The 16,351-nt window shown below is 58.6% G+C and carries 19 protein-coding genes and 1 tRNA gene; 9 read left to right on the top strand and 11 right to left on the bottom strand.

Annotated features, from left to right (window positions below):
• The first annotated feature begins 20 nt into the window (after window positions 1-20).
• The 6 genes from ACAX43_RS12415 (at window position 21) to ACAX43_RS12390 (ending at window position 4,359) form a co-directional block, all read left to right on the top strand.
• Entirely contained in the window at window positions 21-1,043 is a 1,023-nt protein-coding gene (locus ACAX43_RS12415) for a hypothetical protein (protein WP_370708687.1), read from the top strand.
• On the top strand, window positions 1,043-1,837 hold the full coding sequence (locus tag ACAX43_RS12410; RefSeq protein WP_370708686.1) for a hypothetical protein: 795 nt from the start codon (window positions 1,043-1,045) through the stop codon (window positions 1,835-1,837). Before ACAX43_RS12415 ends, ACAX43_RS12410 begins: the two co-directional genes overlap by 1 nt.
• Window positions 1,838-1,900: 63 nt before the next feature.
• Window positions 1,901-2,302 (top strand): hypothetical protein, encoded by a 402-nt coding sequence (locus tag ACAX43_RS12405; protein WP_370708685.1) that lies wholly within the window; start codon window positions 1,901-1,903, stop codon window positions 2,300-2,302.
• Window positions 2,303-2,363: 61 nt separating this feature from the next.
• Complete coding sequence (locus ACAX43_RS12400) at window positions 2,364-3,632, top strand: hypothetical protein (protein WP_370708684.1); 1,269 nt, start codon at window positions 2,364-2,366, stop codon at window positions 3,630-3,632.
• Window positions 3,633-3,788: 156 nt separating this feature from the next.
• A complete protein-coding gene (locus ACAX43_RS12395; RefSeq protein ID WP_370708862.1) occupies window positions 3,789-4,202 on the top strand; it encodes a hypothetical protein in 414 nt (137 codons plus the stop codon).
• Window positions 4,132-4,359, top strand: coding sequence for an NUMOD3 domain-containing DNA-binding protein (locus ACAX43_RS12390; RefSeq protein WP_370708683.1), 228 nt, complete (start codon window positions 4,132-4,134; stop codon window positions 4,357-4,359). Before ACAX43_RS12395 ends, ACAX43_RS12390 begins: the two co-directional genes overlap by 71 nt.
• Here ACAX43_RS12390 and ACAX43_RS12385 read toward each other — a convergent pair.
• Window positions 4,333-4,773, bottom strand: coding sequence for a hypothetical protein (locus ACAX43_RS12385; protein ID WP_370708682.1), 441 nt, complete (start codon window positions 4,771-4,773; stop codon window positions 4,333-4,335). The two genes, ACAX43_RS12390 and ACAX43_RS12385, sit on opposite strands and share 27 nt — an antisense overlap.
• Window positions 4,774-5,063: 290 nt before the next feature.
• On the opposite strand from ACAX43_RS12385, the gene ACAX43_RS12380 reads away from it, so the two are divergent.
• Window positions 5,064-5,321 carry a YfhL family 4Fe-4S dicluster ferredoxin gene (locus ACAX43_RS12380; RefSeq protein WP_370708681.1) on the top strand — a complete coding sequence of 86 codons (258 nt, stop codon included), beginning with the start codon at window positions 5,064-5,066 and terminating at the stop codon, window positions 5,319-5,321.
• 78 nt (window positions 5,322-5,399) lie between these two features.
• Here the strand turns inward: ACAX43_RS12380 and hisC are convergent, their stop codons facing one another.
• From hisC to ACAX43_RS12340, 8 genes are all read right to left on the bottom strand, one after another.
• Window positions 5,400-6,479, bottom strand: a complete 1,080-nt coding sequence (gene hisC, locus ACAX43_RS12375; RefSeq protein WP_370708680.1) for a histidinol-phosphate transaminase — start codon at window positions 6,477-6,479, stop codon at window positions 5,400-5,402.
• Window positions 6,480-6,556: 77 nt separating this feature from the next.
• Window positions 6,557-7,159 carry an aminoacyl-tRNA hydrolase gene (gene pth / locus ACAX43_RS12370; RefSeq protein WP_091796808.1) on the bottom strand — a complete coding sequence of 201 codons (603 nt, stop codon included), beginning with the start codon at window positions 7,157-7,159 and terminating at the stop codon, window positions 6,557-6,559.
• A gap of 142 nt (window positions 7,160-7,301) precedes the next feature.
• The gene (locus ACAX43_RS12365) at window positions 7,302-7,925 is read right to left on the bottom strand and encodes a 50S ribosomal protein L25/general stress protein Ctc (RefSeq protein WP_370708679.1); all 624 of its coding nucleotides are present in this window, start codon (window positions 7,923-7,925) and stop codon (window positions 7,302-7,304) included.
• Between the two features lie 165 nt (window positions 7,926-8,090).
• A complete protein-coding gene (locus tag ACAX43_RS12360) occupies window positions 8,091-9,047 on the bottom strand; it encodes a ribose-phosphate pyrophosphokinase (protein ID WP_370708678.1) in 957 nt (318 codons plus the stop codon).
• A gap of 45 nt (window positions 9,048-9,092) precedes the next feature.
• A tRNA-Gln gene (locus ACAX43_RS12355) sits at window positions 9,093-9,169 on the bottom strand.
• Between the two features lie 51 nt (window positions 9,170-9,220).
• A complete protein-coding gene (ispE, locus tag ACAX43_RS12350) occupies window positions 9,221-10,102 on the bottom strand; it encodes a 4-(cytidine 5'-diphospho)-2-C-methyl-D-erythritol kinase (RefSeq protein ID WP_370708677.1) in 882 nt (293 codons plus the stop codon).
• 65 nt (window positions 10,103-10,167) lie between these two features.
• Window positions 10,168-10,800 carry a lipoprotein insertase outer membrane protein LolB gene (gene lolB / locus ACAX43_RS12345; protein WP_370708676.1) on the bottom strand — a complete coding sequence of 211 codons (633 nt, stop codon included), beginning with the start codon at window positions 10,798-10,800 and terminating at the stop codon, window positions 10,168-10,170.
• Complete coding sequence (locus tag ACAX43_RS12340) at window positions 10,800-12,641, bottom strand: tetratricopeptide repeat protein (RefSeq protein ID WP_370708675.1); 1,842 nt, start codon at window positions 12,639-12,641, stop codon at window positions 10,800-10,802. The genes lolB and ACAX43_RS12340 overlap by 1 nt, the downstream gene beginning before the upstream one ends.
• Before the next feature lie 87 nt (window positions 12,642-12,728).
• On the opposite strand from ACAX43_RS12340, the gene mutM reads away from it, so the two are divergent.
• The gene (gene mutM, locus ACAX43_RS12335) at window positions 12,729-13,559 is read left to right on the top strand and encodes a bifunctional DNA-formamidopyrimidine glycosylase/DNA-(apurinic or apyrimidinic site) lyase (RefSeq protein ID WP_370708674.1); all 831 of its coding nucleotides are present in this window, start codon (window positions 12,729-12,731) and stop codon (window positions 13,557-13,559) included.
• Window positions 13,560-13,620: 61 nt separating this feature from the next.
• On the top strand, window positions 13,621-14,682 hold the full coding sequence (gene mutY / locus ACAX43_RS12330) for an A/G-specific adenine glycosylase (RefSeq protein ID WP_370708673.1): 1,062 nt from the start codon (window positions 13,621-13,623) through the stop codon (window positions 14,680-14,682).
• Window positions 14,683-14,695: 13 nt separating this feature from the next.
• Here mutY and ACAX43_RS12325 read toward each other — a convergent pair whose 3' ends face one another.
• Both ACAX43_RS12325 and rapZ read right to left on the bottom strand, forming a co-directional pair.
• Window positions 14,696-15,325, bottom strand: a complete 630-nt coding sequence (locus ACAX43_RS12325; RefSeq protein ID WP_370708672.1) for an LON peptidase substrate-binding domain-containing protein — start codon at window positions 15,323-15,325, stop codon at window positions 14,696-14,698.
• A gap of 39 nt (window positions 15,326-15,364) precedes the next feature.
• The gene (gene rapZ, locus ACAX43_RS12320) at window positions 15,365-16,258 is read right to left on the bottom strand and encodes an RNase adapter RapZ (RefSeq protein WP_370708671.1); all 894 of its coding nucleotides are present in this window, start codon (window positions 16,256-16,258) and stop codon (window positions 15,365-15,367) included.
• Window positions 16,259-16,351: the final 93 nt, after the last annotated feature.

Here is a 16,351-nt window from a genome sequence, read left to right as displayed (position 1 = left end):
ATAATAACAAGGGAATAGGAATGTCATTCTTTGTATTCAAACGTAAGGCCCAAGGCTTTGTTCCTTGCGGATCTAGCGGCAGCAGTGGTGGTAGCTCATCTACTACGCAGGAACTGCCTGGCTATGCGCAACCAACTGCTCAGGACATTCTGACCAAAAGCACTAACCTGAGCAATCAGTCAGTGCCGCAGTATTCAGGTCAGACATACGCGGGCATGAACGACACGCAGACCAACGCGATTAACGGGATGACCAATCTCGCTAATAACGGTGGTGTAGGCGGTCAAGTAAGCGGCTCAGTTGCCAACACTGCTAATAACGGTGGCAACAACTACGGCAACGTATCAGCAACGCAAGCTACAGCAGCACAAAACCCATATGCGACTACGGTTAATCCGTACTCACAGCAGATGGTGAACGCTGCCAATCAGCAAACCACACAGGCGTTTAACCAGAACGCCATGCAGGCAAACACCCAGTTCCAAAACGGTGGTGCGTTTGGTGGTAGTGCGTATCAAAACGCAGTCAACAACCAGAACACTACGCTTGCGAACGCATTGGCTAATAACTCGGCCAACATCTACAACAACGCGTACAACACCGCAGCGTCAGCAGCGAACACAAACGCAACTCTAGCAACGCAAGCAAGCTTGGCAAACCAAAGTGCAGGGTTGCAAGCAGCTAGCTTGAACAGCAGCAACTACAACACTGCTCAACAACGTGCTCTTGCTGCTGCTGGTCTTGCTCCATCGCTCGACGCAAACACATTGAGCCAGCTTAACGCTCAGTACACAGGCGGTACAGCGCTGCAAACTGCTGCACAAAACCAAGACAACGCCGCATACCAGCAATGGTACCAAGGCGCTATGTCTCCATACGAGCAGCTTGGTGTTGAAGAATCAGGTCTCAGTGCTGCGTTGGGTAATGGTGCTCAGGGCGTTACAAGCACAACTCAAAGCGCAAACCCATTGGGCCTAACCGTTGGCGCAGCAACCGCTGGTGCTGGCTTGCTTGGTTCATTGGCACAGGGAGGATACCTATAATGACAGTCGCAACATCAATCTCACAACTCAACGTTACACCATCGTTGAACACGCCGGTTGGCAGTGAACCAATCGGCAACAACTTGGCAGGCTATCTGCAATCTCACGCTGCGTTTATCGCGCAGGTTGCAAACGGTACTGGCATCAACATGTCCAAAGCATTGTCGATGAACAGCTACCAGATTAACAACTTGGCGAACGGCACTGCAAATACAGATGCAGTCACGTATCAGCAGCTTAAGAACATTGAGCCAATCGGCACTATCAAGATGTGGAACGGCACGGCAACTCAAGCTGCTGTTGTTGCTGCATGGGGTTCCAATTGGGCGCTCTGTGATGGTACTAGCGGCACTCCCGACTTGCGCAATCGCTTTGTCATTGGTGCAGGTAGCGGCTATGCGACAGGCGCAACCGGTGGCACGACAACATACACGCTGTCAGTTGCAAACATGCCTTCTCACAATCACGGCGTGAACGATCCCGGTCACGCACACGGTGTTTCTGATCCCGGTCATGCTCACGGTGTGTATGACCCAGGTCACGCCCACAATTACGCATATAGATCAGGTACAGCACCGCAGTCCGGTAGCTCAACTTGGTGCTGGGTTGGTGATTCAACGGCAACAACATCAGCTAGCGGAACTGGTATTGGTATCTATGGTGCAGGTACAGGCATTGGCATCTACGGTTCAGGTACTGGTGTTTCTATTCAGTACAACGGTTCAGGTGCTGCATTTACTGTGATCCCACCGTACTACGCGTTGGTGTTTGTCTGCAAAATTGCCAACACATAAATTGATGTTTGTGTTCCATGGTTGTTAAATAAGTAAGCCACAACTAACAATAAAAAGGCAATCATGGAATACACACGCAAAGACAAAGACAAGTTCTGGAGCCATCGCTCCAATGCACGCTTCGCACGCGGCATCGAATTCAACCTCACATTTGAGGAATGGTTCACGTGGTGGCAAGAGACTGGACACTATCACGAACGAGGCAAGGGTCAGGGGAAGTACGTCATGGCCCGCTTTAATGATACCGGCCCGTATGAGCTAGGGAACATCTACTGCTGCACGCATGCAGATAACGTTCGACACGCTTGCAAGGGTAAGCCGGGAAAGCCTCAAACGGCAATCGCGAACGCAAAACGCAGTGCCGCATTGAAGGGAAAGGCAAAGTCAGAAGAACATCGCGCAAAGCTAGCGGACAATCTAAAGAAAGCACTAACAGCGCGAAGAGAAAAGAATAAGAAGGAATAATATGGGCGCAATAGGTAATACACTTTCTCCTACGAACCATGATTCGCCTATTGGCGCGATCATGGAACCAGTAGACAAGGTTCTCAACCCTCTGTCATGGGTCACTGGCGGCAAATTTGCAAAGTGGGAGAACGAGGACATTCCTCGTTTTGCAAACACGGCACTCGCTCCTATTACTCAGGGCTTGGGAAAGATCGACGAAGCCATTAACCCGTTGCGGAAAATTCCGCTGTTCGATCGGATCGGGAAGGTCGCCGAAGCAAAGCCAGCGGATACGATCGGCCTTGTAGTTGGTTCTATCTTCTCGGGCGGTGCGCTTGACGGTGCGCTCGCTGGTAGTGGTGGTGCAGCAGGGGCAGGTGCTGGTGCTGCTGGTGTAGGTGCTGCAGATGCAGGAACTGCCGCAGCAGTTGGTGCGGGTGCCGCTGACGTTGGTACTGCCGCAGGTCTCGGTTCTGGCTTGCTTGCAGGAACAGCGGGTACAGATTTAGGGGGCGGAGCACTTGCCGCAACTATGGGCACAACAGCGGGCGCTACGGGTTCAATCGGCGCTGCCGGTGGTTTCGGTGCTGGTGCCGCTGGTTTGGGAGCAGGAGCAACTAGCGTTGGGATGACCGGCGTCGGTAACGGTATTGGGGCCAGTATCGGCGCTGGTGCTGGTCAAGCTGGCACAGGTTTCTACGGCGCTATGAATGGCGCAGCCGCTTACGGCGATAGCGGTTTGCTTGGCAGTGTGGGTACAGGGGGCGCAAGCACGTTCTCAATGCCTACAGCTTACGGCTCTGCATTGGGTGAAGCACCTACTGGCTTGTATAGCGGTTTGCTTCCCGGTGGTGGAATGACCGGCACCTCATCAGGTGCGTTGGGTGGTGGTATGTCGGGTATGGCCTACGGTGAAGCGCCAGTCGGTTTCGGTACTGGCGCGACAACGTCGATGGGTGGCTTCGCTAATAGCCCTATGCTGAGTAATGGATTGCGTGCTGTGAATCTTGGAAGCAAGGCGTACAACGTTGCCAACAGTATGAACCAGCCGCAACAGCAGGCTCCAGTAATCACCGCAAGAGCGCCACGTTCAGGTCGAGGCGTCGCGAATGCGATGCCAAGTCCCGCGCCGCTTCCAATGATGAGTAATCCGGCCGCGTCCATGGTGGCAATGCCAAGCATGGGCACAGCACCTCTGCCAACGACAACAAGCAGCTATCAGGCGTTGCTGGGCAACATGCTCGCCAACTCTCAGAACCCTATGGCCAATCTGGGTAATGGCAGCAACTTCATGCCCGGTGCAGGCACGTCAATGAACCCGGCTGCGATCATTCCCGGCATGTACTGATTGTAAAATTTTCAGCGTGCAATAAAACAACGCGATAAGTTATTGATCCGAAACCACCTTTTTCGATTTTCGAAAAGGTGGTTTTTTCATTTTGACTGTCGCTTTCCTTGCGATTAATAATGCCAACTCACTCTTAAAACAAAGCGAGGAAACCAAATGATTAACCTGAATTACGTAAAGCCGACCGGCGTTGATACTGTTCTCGAATGCGTATTCGACTGTTCGAAACTACCGCAAGCTCATATGACGCCATTTCGTATTGACGTCTTGAACCATTTTATTGAGGTGTGTACGTGGTGGGACGAGACCTTCGGAGAGCAGTATAAAGAATGGGTCGATCTGTTTGAAGACCCTGACGATTATCCCGCGCATCCGCCGAAGCTGAAGCAGGTCTGTCCTACTCACGTTCCTTATGTACTCGGGACTGCGACTATCGTGCCTGATTTCGCACGAGCAACGTTCCTGTTGCCGACGTCTTACGAAATCCACGTCGAGTTCGATGGTGCTACTCCCGCCGAGGTCGATGCGCATCAGGTCCACTTCAAGCTCAAGTTCTCGGGAGCGTACTGATATGGGGCGCACAGTTAGCGCAGAAACGCGAGCAAAGATGAGCGCAGCCAAGAAGGGGAGAGTGTTCTCCCCTGAGCATCGAGCCAAACTCAGTGCAGCAGCGAAAGCACGTCAAGCAAGGATCAGACTACTACGCTCGGCGGTCATTATTCACTGAGCGGTTAGCCTGTCTAGTTGCGACCATCTTTTGAAACTGCTCGGGTTTGCGCTTCCATTTTGCCTGAGCAGCACTCATCTTATCCCGCGATGCCTTGCTATGTGTCCGTCCAGTATTTGCGGCAGTAGCAGCATCGCGCGTCTTTTTACTGATCGTGCGCGGCTTTAGTTTGTTGCCGTAACATGCATTCTCAGCAACCGTACAGCAGTAGATATTCCCAAGCTCGTACGGCCCGCTGTCGTTTAATCTTGCCATTACGTAGCAGTCTGCTTTGCGTCCGCGCTGCTCATAATGCCCGGTGCCAATCCACCAGTCGTACCACTGTTCGAAGCTCAGATTGAAGTTAATACCGCGCTGTTTGGCATGGGATTTTTGGCTCGCGTAAGCGGAGCGGTCTTTCTTTGTTATTGTCATTATCGACCCTATTATTTTTGTTATGGGTCAATGCTCGCATGGCGGTCAGCAGAATGTCAAAATTCGCGCTACACTTGCAGGCCAGTGCAAGCCGTGCTATCAGATGGCAGCACTGTGTACTTGACGCAAACCACCTGCTGTACGGTTTGTGCAGCAGTCGCACGCGAAAAGTGGCGTGCAAACTGTGCTAGCACAGTGCGACAGAGATCGAGGATTTTGAGCAGATCGTCGAATTTCACCGTTCGACAGACTTGCTAAGTTGTTGAAAAGTAAAGGGAAAGTGAAGCAAAGTGGCGCTACTTATAACGTCTGAGTGCATCAATTGCGACGTGTGCGAGCCCGAGTGCCCGAACGACGCGATTTCGATGGGCCCGGAAATCTACGTGATCGACCCGAAGAAATGCACCGAATGTGTCGGTCATTTCGACGAGCCTCAGTGTATTCAGGTGTGCCCGGTCGAGTGCATTCCGCGCGACCCGGAGCATCTGGAGACGCCGGACGGATTGATGGCGAAGTACCATGCGCTGCAGGCCGCGAAGGGCGCGTGAAGTTTGAATGATGGTGAACCGCGAGGCGCTTGCCTAGCCGTCTTCTTTTGCAGCAACGCCTGTGATGCGCGCGCGCGGTTATCCGGCATACGCGCTGAAAATGTCGCGCAGCGCGTCCAGCAGAATTTCGCATTCGGCATCGGTGCCGACCGAGATTCGCAGATGCTGGTCGATTCGCGGCGCCTTGAAATGGCGCACGAAGATTTCCTTTTCCCTTAGCCGTGCCACGAGCGTCGCTGCGTCGTAGCCTTCGTGACGCGCGAACAGCAGATTTGCCGCTGACGGCACCACCTCGAAACCCAGCGCGGTCAATCCCGCCGCAAGCCGCTCACGGCTGGCAATCACCTTGGCGCAATTGTCGAGGAACCACGCCTTGTCTTCGTAGGCAGCGGTGGCCGCTGCCTGAGCCAGACGGTCGAGCGGATACGAGTTGAAACTGTCCTTCACGCGGTTCAGCGCGTCGATCAACTCCGGATTGCCGAACGCGAAGCCGACGCGCATGCCGGCCAGCGAACGCGACTTCGAAACCGTTTGAATAACGAGCAGGTGGGGATAGCGGTCGATCAGCGTGATAGCCGATTCGGCGCCGAAATCGACGTAGGCTTCGTCGATCACCACGACGGAGTCGGTGTTTCTCGCCACCAGGCGCTCGATATTGGCGAGCGGCAGAGCATGGCCAGTCGGCGCGTTCGGGTTCGGGAACAGCACGCCGCCGTTAGGTGCCGCATAGTCGTCGACATTGATAGCGAAGCTGTCATCGAGCGCGATCGTCCGATAGTCGACTTCAAAGAGGCGCGCATAGGTCGGGTAGAAGCTGTACGTGATATCGGGAAACAGCAACGGTTTATCGTGCTTCAGCAATGCCTGAAACGTGAGCGCGAGCACTTCGTCCGAGCCGTTACCCGCAAACACCTGCTCGGCGCGGATGCCGTGGTAAGCCGCTACTGTTTCGCGCAGCTTGCGCGCGCTTGGATCGGGGTAGCGGCGCAGCGACTCGCCTGCGTTACCCAGTTCGTGCCGGATCGCTTCAAGCACGCGCGGCGACGGCGGATAGGGATTCTCGTTGGTGTTCAGCTTCACCGGATGCGCAACCACGGGCTGCTCGCCCGGCACATATGGCGTCAGACGGTGAACGATGTCACTCCAATAGCGGCTCAAGCGATTCTCCTGTCGATGGCGATGCGGCGATGCGGCGATGCGGCGATGCGATCTGCGGGCGCGTTCGGCCAGGGTGCTTAGGGATTGCGATGCAGTTGCATCATCGCCCGTTCAAGCTCGCCTTTGATGATCTGTGGCATCACGGCGAGCGCACGTTCGATCGACGCATCGATCACATCCTGCTCTTCGCGCCGCGGCGGCTTCAGCACGTAATTGGCGACGTCCGGCTTGGCGCCGGCGCGCGCGCTTTCGGGAATCAGGTCGCGCGGATGGCCAATGCCGATTCGCAGCCGCCAATACTGTTGCGACGACAGATGCGCGGTGATGTCCTTCAGCCCGTTATGGCCGCCGCTGCCGCCGCCGAGTTTCAGCTTGACGCTGCCTGGCGGCATATCGAGTTCGTCGTGTGCGACCAGAATTTCGTCCGGAAGAATCTTGAAGAACTGCGCAACTGCCACGACCGACTGGCCCGAGCGGTTCATATACGTTTGCGGTTCCAGCAGATGCACTTCTTCGCCGTGAAGCCGCGCCTTCGCGTAGAAACCGTGGAAGCGCCGCTCGTCGCGCAGCGTCGTACCTGCTTCGCGCGCCAGTTGATCGACCAGCCAGAAGCCGGCATTGTGGCGCGTCGCGGTGTATTCGGCGCCCGGATTGCCGAGTCCGACGATCAGCTTGATCATGATTGCGTAGGTCCATCTGGCCCGGGAGCCGAACGCGGCCGAGCCGAAAAAAACCGAAAAAAAACCCGCCGGGGCGAACCTCGGCGGGTCACATCGAGCGTTTCATTGAAACGGATCGAGAGGCTTGCTCGCTCAGTGCAGCTTAAGCAGCCGGCGTTTCGCCTTCGCCTGCAGGAGCAGCGGCGTCGCCTTCAGCGATTGCGCCAGCCGGGATCGTTGCAGCTGCGATGACCGGGTTTTCTGCTTCAAGGTGAGCAACCAGTGCAACGCCTGCCGGCAGGACGATGTCCTTGGCGTGCAGCGAGTGACCAGCTTCGATCTTCGCGAGGTCGACTTCGAGGAATTCCGGCAGTGCCGACGGCAGGCACTCGATTTCGATTTCGTTGAGGACGTGCGAGATCACCGCGCTCGACAGCTTCACTGCCGGGTTGGTTTCCTGGTTCAAGAAGTGCAGCGGCACCTTGGTGTGCAGCTTCTTCTTCGCGTCGACACGTTGGAAGTCCACGTGCAGCACGAGCTGACGGAACGGGTGGTACTGCACGTCGCGCAGCAGAACTTGTTGCGACTTGCCGCCCACTTCCAGATCGAGGATCGACGAGTGGAAAACTTCTTTCTTCAGCGCGTGCCACAGCGCGTTGTGGTCCAGTTCGACCAACTGCGTTTCAGCACCAGCGCCATATACGATGCCCGGGGTCTTGCCCGAGATACGCAGGCGGCGGCTCGCACCCGTACCTTGCAGGGAACGCTCGAAAGCGACTACTTTCATTTTGAATCTCCAATGCACTGCCCGCGACCAGGCAGTAAAAACGGGGCCTGCAAGCCATTACGGCTGAGGCCCCAAGAGCAGCGGCACGAACCTTCGTTCGTTCATGCCGATTGTGCAAAAGCGCAGCATGCGACAGTGCAATGCGCGCTGCGCCTTCGCAAATACTTAACTTTCAGCGAACAGCGACATCACCGAATCGCCGCGGCGAATCCGCGAGAACGTTTCGGCAAGCAGGCCGGCGCTGCTCAGCGAACGGATCTTCGAGCATGAGCAGGCTTCTTCGCCAAGCGGGATCGTATCGGTGATAACGAGTTCATCGAGCTCCGAGCTCGCGATGCGTTCGCCTGCACCGCCCGACAACACAGGGTGGGTAGCGTACGCGACCACCTGCTTCGCACCGCGTTCTTTCAAAACCTGAGCTGCCTTGCAGAGTGTGCCGGCGGTGTCGACCATGTCGTCCATGATCACGCAGGTACGGCCTTCGACTTCACCGATGATGTTCATCACTTCGGCAACGTTCGCCTTCGGGCGGCGTTTGTCGATGATCGCGAGATCGCAATTCAGCTGCTTGGCCAATGCACGGGCGCGCACCACGCCGCCGACGTCCGGCGAAACGACCAGCAGGTTCTCGTAGTTCTGCTTGCGCAGATCGCCGAGCAGCACGGGCGTAGCGTAGATATTGTCGACCGGGATGTCGAAGAAGCCTTGAATCTGGTCAGCGTGCAGATCCATTGTAATGATCCGCTCGACGCCGGCGATTTCCAGCATGTTCGCCACGATCTTCGCCGAGATGGCGACGCGCGCCGAACGCGGGCGTCGATCTTGACGGGCATAACCGAAGTAGGGGATGGCGGCGGTGATCCGGCCGGCGGATGCGCGCTTGAGCGCATCGACCATGATCATCAGTTCCATCAGATTGTCATTCGCCGGTGCGCAGGTGGACTGCAGGACGAAAACATCTTTGCCACGCACGTTTTCCTGAATCTCGACCTGGATTTCACCGTCCGAGAAACGGCTAACCATTGCTTTGCCGAGGGGAATACCGAGGATTTTGACGACTTCCTGTGCAAGCGCGGGATTTGCGTTGCCAGTAAAAACCATCAGGCCGTCATGGCTGCTCATCGTGCACCTACTTGAGGCTGGGGGCGAGGGAAATGCGAGAATTTTTGGCAGGGGAGGAAGGAGTCGAACCTTCGAATGCCGGAATCAAAATCCGGTGCCTTAACCAACTTGGCGACTCCCCTACACTAACTTTGAGCTTCACCGAACAAGGGAACCGTTCGACGATGCAAAACTTATGACGCGAAAGCAAAGAGTGGATGCTGATCGAGACTTGCAGTCACTGCGCTGTTCCATTCGGCCGGCAGTTTGGCTTGCGCCGCTTCTGCTCCAGCTTTACTACGGAACGCTGCAAATACACTTGCACCTGATCCAGACATCCGCGCGGGTGCGATGTTTTCAAACCACCGCAGCACTTGCGCTACTTCCGCGTATTTTCCCACGACAACCTGCTGCATGTCATTCCGGCCGAAACTTTCTGGCCATTCAGTATTGCAGCTAAGTTCTGCAGGAAAGTCCGTAATTATGAGGGGTTTCGAATCTCTTGTCAACGTTTTTTCGGAGAAAATCGCTGCAGTCGGAACCTGAACCCTCGGTGTCACTACCAGGAAATGACGCGGCGGCAATTGTACAACGTCTAATGCTTCTCCGACACCCTGGGCGAACGCATTTTTCCCAAAAATAAAAAATGGCACGTCCGCGCCGAGTTTCAGTGCCAGCGCCTGCAACTCCAGTCGCGGTAAATCGAGCTTCCACAAACGGTTCAGCGCGAGCAGCGTGGTGGCCGCGTCGGAACTGCCGCCGCCGAGGCCCGCGCCCATCGGCAGGCGTTTGTCGATTTCGATATCGACGCCCTCGGATGAGCCCGTATGCGCCTTCAGGAGCGTCGCCGCACGCACAGTGAGGTCGTGTTCCGGAGGCACATCGGCGATCTCGGTGCTACGTGTGATGAGGCCGTCGTCGCGCCGCTTGAAGTGCAGGGTGTCGCCCCAGTCAAGCAACTGGAAGACCGTTTGCAGCGTGTGATAGCCATCCGGCCGGCGGCCGGTGATGTGCAGGAAGAGGTTGAGTTTCGCGGGTGCCAGGCAATCGCGCAGCGAATCGGTCGTTTCAATCATGAGTCTGGGCTACATGCGCCATGGCGGCGCCAAAGAAGCGGCAAGGGTTGCGCGAACCGGCGCGACTACTGATCCAATACGAGCTTGATGTCGAGCGGCGGTTCCGAGCGGCTCAGGTTCAAGCGCTTCACGCCGGTGGCCGGCGCGTCGGCATACGCCAGGTAATCGATCGTCCAGCCGTCCTGTGTGATCTGCTTCAGACGCGAGGGCTGCTGCGGATCCTTCTCGGTCTTCGCGCGCGAAGTGGGCGCCGGTGACGGCTGCAGCCAGTAACGCAGCCCTTCGACGGGCAGCGCGAAGCCGAGCGCGTTCTGCATCAGCGTGGAGACGTTGTCGGCGGTGAGCGGTTGACGGTTCGGCAACTCGAGCGTGGCCGAAGCCGGCGACGAAGTCACGATCGCGAGCGTTTGACCGAGCGGATTGCGCAACTGCAGGGTGACGGTGTCACCGGTTTCCTGCCAGGCGAAGTTGCCGTAGGCATTACGCTGCTGGCCGTTCTGATCGTTGTACTGGATCGCGAAACGGCCTTGATAAGCACGGCTCGTCTGGGCAGTGACGGAAGTCGCCGTATTCGACGTGGACGGCCCTTGCGGCTTAACCGACGCGCAACCGGCCAACGCGACAAGCGCTGCCGCCACGAATCCGAGCGCCGCGCCACGCGGCGCCCGGGGAAAGAAAATCAAGCGGGAAAGACGCATCAAAGATCGTTCACCTGAAGACGATGCAGCGTTTTAACAAGCGTGTCGTTGTCCGGTTCGAGCTTGCGCGCATCGCGGAAAGCGGCGCGGGCCTGATCCTGCTCACCAGTTTTCCACAACACTTCGCCGAGGTGCGCGCCGATTTCGGCGTTCGGCTGGATGCCGTAGGCCTTGCGCAGCAGTTTGATGGCGTCCGCCGTATTGCCCATCCGGTATTTGACCCAGCCGACGCTGTCCATGATGAACGCGTCGTTCGGCGCCAGTGACGAAGCTTTCTCCACCAGCTTGTCCGCTTCCGGCAAGCGCTGGTTGCGGTCGGCCAGCGAATAGCCGAGCGCGTTATACGCCTGCGGATTGTCCGGCTGCGTCTGGATCAGCTTGCGCAGTTGCGCTTCCATGACATCGTAATGGCCGGTCTTTTCGGCAGCCATGGCGTAGTCGTAAGTGAGATCCGGGTCATCCGGGAAAGACGCCGTTGCTTCTCGCAGGCGTGTTTCCGCTTCCGGGTAGCGCTTTGCGTCAAACAGAATGGCCGCGTCGGTGCGAGCGATGAGTGCCTTGTCGCGCGGATCGGGGGCCTGCAGGCCGGCCAGCAGCTTGCGCGCGTCGTCCGGCTTGCCTTGCTTGGCGAGCAGTTGCGCGCGCGTGATCTGCGCCGGCATGTATTGCTGGCTCGACGGCGAAACCTTGTCGAGCCAGTCGCTCGCCGCCGCTTCGTTCTTCTGTTCCAGCGACAGTTGTGCAAGATAGATATACGCCTGGCCCGGATCGGCGCCAGGTGTTTTCTCGGCTTGCTTCGCGTACTGGGTGAGATAGGTTTGCGCGTCGTTGAAACTCTTCTGCTGGATCTTGATCAGCGCGAGCGCCATCAGCGGCGTGAGGTCGGCCGCGTTGTTCTTGTGCATGATCTCGAACTGCTTCTGCGCGTCGTCCAGACGGTCGCTTGCGAGATACATCTGAGCGAGCGCGAGACGCGCGTCATGCGATTTCGGATTCTGCTGCACATACTTTTCGAGCGACGCGATGCCTTCCTTGCGCTCTTCTGGGCCCATCTGCGACAGCGTCAGCGCCGCCGGCAAATAGTCCGGTTTGAGCGTGAGCGCCTGTTCGAGCGACTTGCGCGCACCCGGCGCGTCGTCCGACACGAGCTGCTGGCGCGCGACGGCCAGTTGCGCTTCCGGCCGGTTCATGTCGTTTTTGAGCAGGTCTTGCAGCACATGCAAGCCGCCAATCCGGTTCGGTCCTCTCGAGAGCAGCAGTTGCAGCGCCAGAATCGCGCTGCCGCGATTGTTCGCGGGCACCTTCTCGAGTTCACGGGCGAGGAGTGGCTCGGCGTCGTCAGGCTTACCGGATAGCACGAGCAGCGACGCGTCGAGTTGCGCGGCGCGTTCCGAATTCGGCGCATACTGCTGCCACAATTGCGCGGCGGCCAAAGCGTCCGACGGGCTTTGCGCAGCCAGCGCGATTTCGGTGGCGCGTTGCGCCATGCGCGGATCGTGCGTGTCGCGCGCGAGCGCGAGGTAGGTCTGATAGGCGGGCGCCGGCTGGTCGCGTTGCAAGGCGACTTCAGCGGCGAGTACCTGAAATACGATCTGACTCGACAGCGGGATGTTCGGCAAAGACTTCTGGTCTTCTGCCGATGCCGGGCCGAGCGGGTCCGGCAAGGTGACGGACGTGTCATCCGAGTCCGGTGAGGGGTTCTGCGCGTGCGCGGGCGCGGCAGCCAGCGCCCAAACGGCGAGCGCGGCGGCACCGAGCATTCGGCGAGCGGACACGGCGAGCGGCACGCGGGATGCGCTAGCCGGGCGCTTCGAAAACAGCTTCACGAAGGACAAGTTCATGGAAATCCGTTCAATGTTTCGGACGATTGTAACGCGCTCGCTACAATAAGCGCACAACCACTCACGCAAGTTGCAGACCAGTTAGACATGCCAGAGTTGCCAGAAGTTGAGGTTACCCGAAGGGGAATCGAACCGTATGTGTCCGGCCGCAAGGTTGAACGCGTGGAGGTGCGTACGCCCGCGCTGCGTTGGCCGATCCCCGCGGACCTTGCGAAAACCTTGCGCGGCTGCGTGGTGCGCAAGGTCGAGCGGCGCGGCAAGTATCTGCTGTTCGAAATCGACGCCGGCTGGTTCATTGTGCACCTGGGCATGACCGGCACGCTGCGTGTGCTGCGCCATGTACCGCATCCGCCGGCGGCGGCGAAACACGACCACGTCGACTGGATTTTCGACGAATTCATTTTGCGCTATCGCGATCCGCGGCGCTTTGGCGCGGTGCTATGGCACCCGCGCGAAGCCGGCGACGTGCTTGAGCATCCGCTGCTCGCCGGCCTCGGTGTCGAGCCATTCTCGCCGGCGTTCTCCGGCGCGTTGATGCATCGGCTCACACGCGGTCGCAAGGTGTCGGTGAAGCAGGCGTTGCTGGCAGGGGAAATCGTGGTCGGCGTGGGTAATATCTACGCATCCGAAAGCCTGTTCCGCGCCGGCATCCGGCCTACCACCGCAGCGGGCCGGGTTTCGCTCGTGCGCTACGATTTGCTGGCGGACGCGGTGCGCGTGACGCTCGCTGCCGCCATCGAAAAGGGCGGCAGCACGCTGCGCGATTTCGTCGGCAGTGACGGCGAAAGCGGTTACTTCCAGCTCGACTATTTCGTCTATGATCGCGCGGGGCTGCCATGCCGCGTGTGTGGAACGCCGATCAGACAGATCGTGCAGGGGCAGCGTTCGACTTACTTCTGTCCCACCTGCCAGCGCTAATTTTTCGATGCCTTCTCGTTTAAGTTCGTCCTCCGCCTCTGCCCCGTCCGCTTTTCCCGTCATGTCTGATTTTTCCACGCGGCTGATCGCGTGGCAGCGCCAGCATGGCCGTCATGACCTGCCGTGGCAGAACACGCGCGATCCGTATCGCATCTGGCTCTCGGAAATCATGCTGCAGCAGACTCAGGTCTCGACGGTGATTCCGTACTACGCGAAGTTTCTCGCGCGTTGTCCGGATGTCGCCTCGCTCGCCGCCGCGCCTGCGGACGACGTGATGGCGTTGTGGGCCGGCCTCGGCTATTACTCGCGCGCGCGCAATCTGCATCGCTGCGCGCAGGTGGTGGTCGAACAGCATGGCGGAGCGTTTCCGGCATCGGCCGAAGCGCTCGCCGAATTGCCAGGCATTGGGCGCTCGACGGCGGCGGCGATCGCGTCTTTCGCGTTTGGCGCGCGCGCTACGATTCTGGACGGCAACGTGAAGCGCGTGTTGGCGCGTGTATTTGGCGTCGAAGGTTTTCCGGGCGAAAAGAAGGTCGAGAATGCGATGTGGGCGCTGGCGGAATCGCTGCTGCCGTCCAATGCATCGGACGACGCCGTGAGTGCGTACACGCAAGGTTTGATGGATCTCGGCGCGACGTTGTGTGTGCGCGGCAAGCCGGACTGCCTGCGCTGCCCGTTCGCCGCCGACTGCGTGGCGAACGTAACCGGACGTCAGCGTGAGTTGCCTACGGCGCGCCCCAAAAAAACGGTGCCGACGCGCCGCACATGGATGCTGGTGCTGCGCGACGGCAACGCTGTGATGCTGGAAAAGCGCCCGCCGTCAGGCATCTGGGGCGGCTTGTGGAGCCTGCCCGAAGCCGCCGGCGAAGCCGCGCTCGCCGAGCGTGCGCGCGCCTTCGGTGGCGACGGAACGGTCTCGCCGCTCGCGCCGCTCACGCACGTGTTCACGCACTTCAAGCTGGATATCGAGCCGCGGCTCGCTGAACTGGATCGCGGCGTGGGTGCACTGGCTGCGTTGGGCGATGCGGACACCGCGTGGGTCGCGCTAAGCGATCTGGATTCGTTCGGTGTGCCCGCGCCGGTGCGCAAACTGCTGGACAGCTTGCACGGTTCGCTGCTTTAAAAAACGCCTGCGCCTAAAGCAGTTGATGCTGCTGCATGTAGTGGTGAACCACGTCGATACGTGCGCCGGCGTCCTGCAATTCCATCAGTTTCTGCCTGGCGCGCAGCGCGATCGGCAACACTTCCGCTAGCCGGTTCGACACCCACGAGGGATCTTCGAGCTTGAACGGTTCGGCGAACGGCAAGCTTTCCGGATCGCGTTCGCGGATCGTTGCGATGATCCGTTCGAGAACTTCCGCGCATGCGCCGAATTTGGCCAACAGCTCATTGCCCTCGAGCGGTATGTCGTCGCCGAGCGGTTCCGCCATGCCGACCAGCAAGCCGCTGCTCTCCACCCGATGCGACAGCAGGCGAAAACGCCGCGTACCGCGCGCGCGAATCAGCAGCATGCCGAAGGCTTCGACATCGCACTCTTCGATTTCGGCGAGACACCCAATTGCTTCGGGCACCGAAGGCTCTTCCGCACGCGCCACTTCGGCGCCGCTTTTCAGCAGACACACGCCGAACGGCGTTTTTTCACGCAGACACTCGCTTGCCATATCGAGGTAGCGTGTTTCGAAAATTTTCAGCGGCAGCAGTCCGTCGGGAAACAGCACCGTATGCAGCGGAAACAGCGGTACATCGGCAAGCACAGTAGAAGACATGGCGCAACGCTTCGAGTTGAGGCCGCGCGATGCGGCCGGTTAAGCCACTAACTTCGATGATTCGCCAGCATGAACCGGCGCATCGCGATGCCGCACAATGACATTTGCCGAAGCGGCGAGGCGCGCGGCGAGCGCCTCCGCAATAAACACCGAGCGGTGCTGGCCACCCGTGCAACCGATGGCAACCGTTAGATAACTGCGATTGTCGTCACGGAAATGCGGCAGCCATTTGGCGAGAAACTTTTCGATGTCGTCGATCATTTCGTGCACAACCGGCAGTGCATCGAGAAAATCAATCACCGGTTGGTCCAAGCCCGTGAGCGGCCGCAATTCATGATCGTAGTACGGGTTCGGCAACGTGCGTACGTCGAAAACGAAATCGGCGTCGAGCGGCACGCCGCGTTTGAAGCCGAACGACTCGAACATCAGCACGAGCCCCGCGTCTTCCTGCTCGATAAAGCGTTTGACCCACGCACGCAGCACGTTCGCGCGCAAATTGCTGGTGTCGATCTGATGGCCGAATTCGACGAGCCCGGCCACCAGTTCACGTTCGCGTTCGATCGCTTCGGCGAGCGACGTCAACAAGCCGACATCCGCGTCGTGCGCGGTAGAACCGGACAGCGGATGGCGGCGGCGCGTTTCGGAGAAGCGCTGAATCAGCGCCTGCGTGCTGGCGTTCAGGAACAGGAGGCGCACGTCGTGGGCGCCGGACAGGTCGCGGATCATCGCGGGCATTTCGTCGAGCGAAGCGCTCGAGCGCGCGTCGATAGCGACCGCCAGGCGTTCTTGGCCGTCGTCGGCGAGATAGGTGGCCAGTTGCGGCAAAAAACGCGGCGGCAGATTGTCGACGCAGTAGTAGCCTGCGTCTTCAAGCGCGTTCAAGGCAACTGATTTGCCGGAGCCGGAAATACCGGTGATCAGGATTATGCGCATGGAATCGTGAAATCCGTACAGTTCATCATAGCATCTGGTCCTTGCGGGCGCCCGCAGCCGGCCGTTGGCGGCGAGCGCAGCGAAACGCTCCCG

This window comes from Paraburkholderia sp. IW21 (assembly GCF_041321145.1).
Taxonomy (GTDB): domain Bacteria; phylum Pseudomonadota; class Gammaproteobacteria; order Burkholderiales; family Burkholderiaceae; genus Paraburkholderia.
The sequence above is the reverse complement of the archived record's forward strand: the minus strand, read 5'-3'. Positions and strand labels throughout refer to the sequence as shown.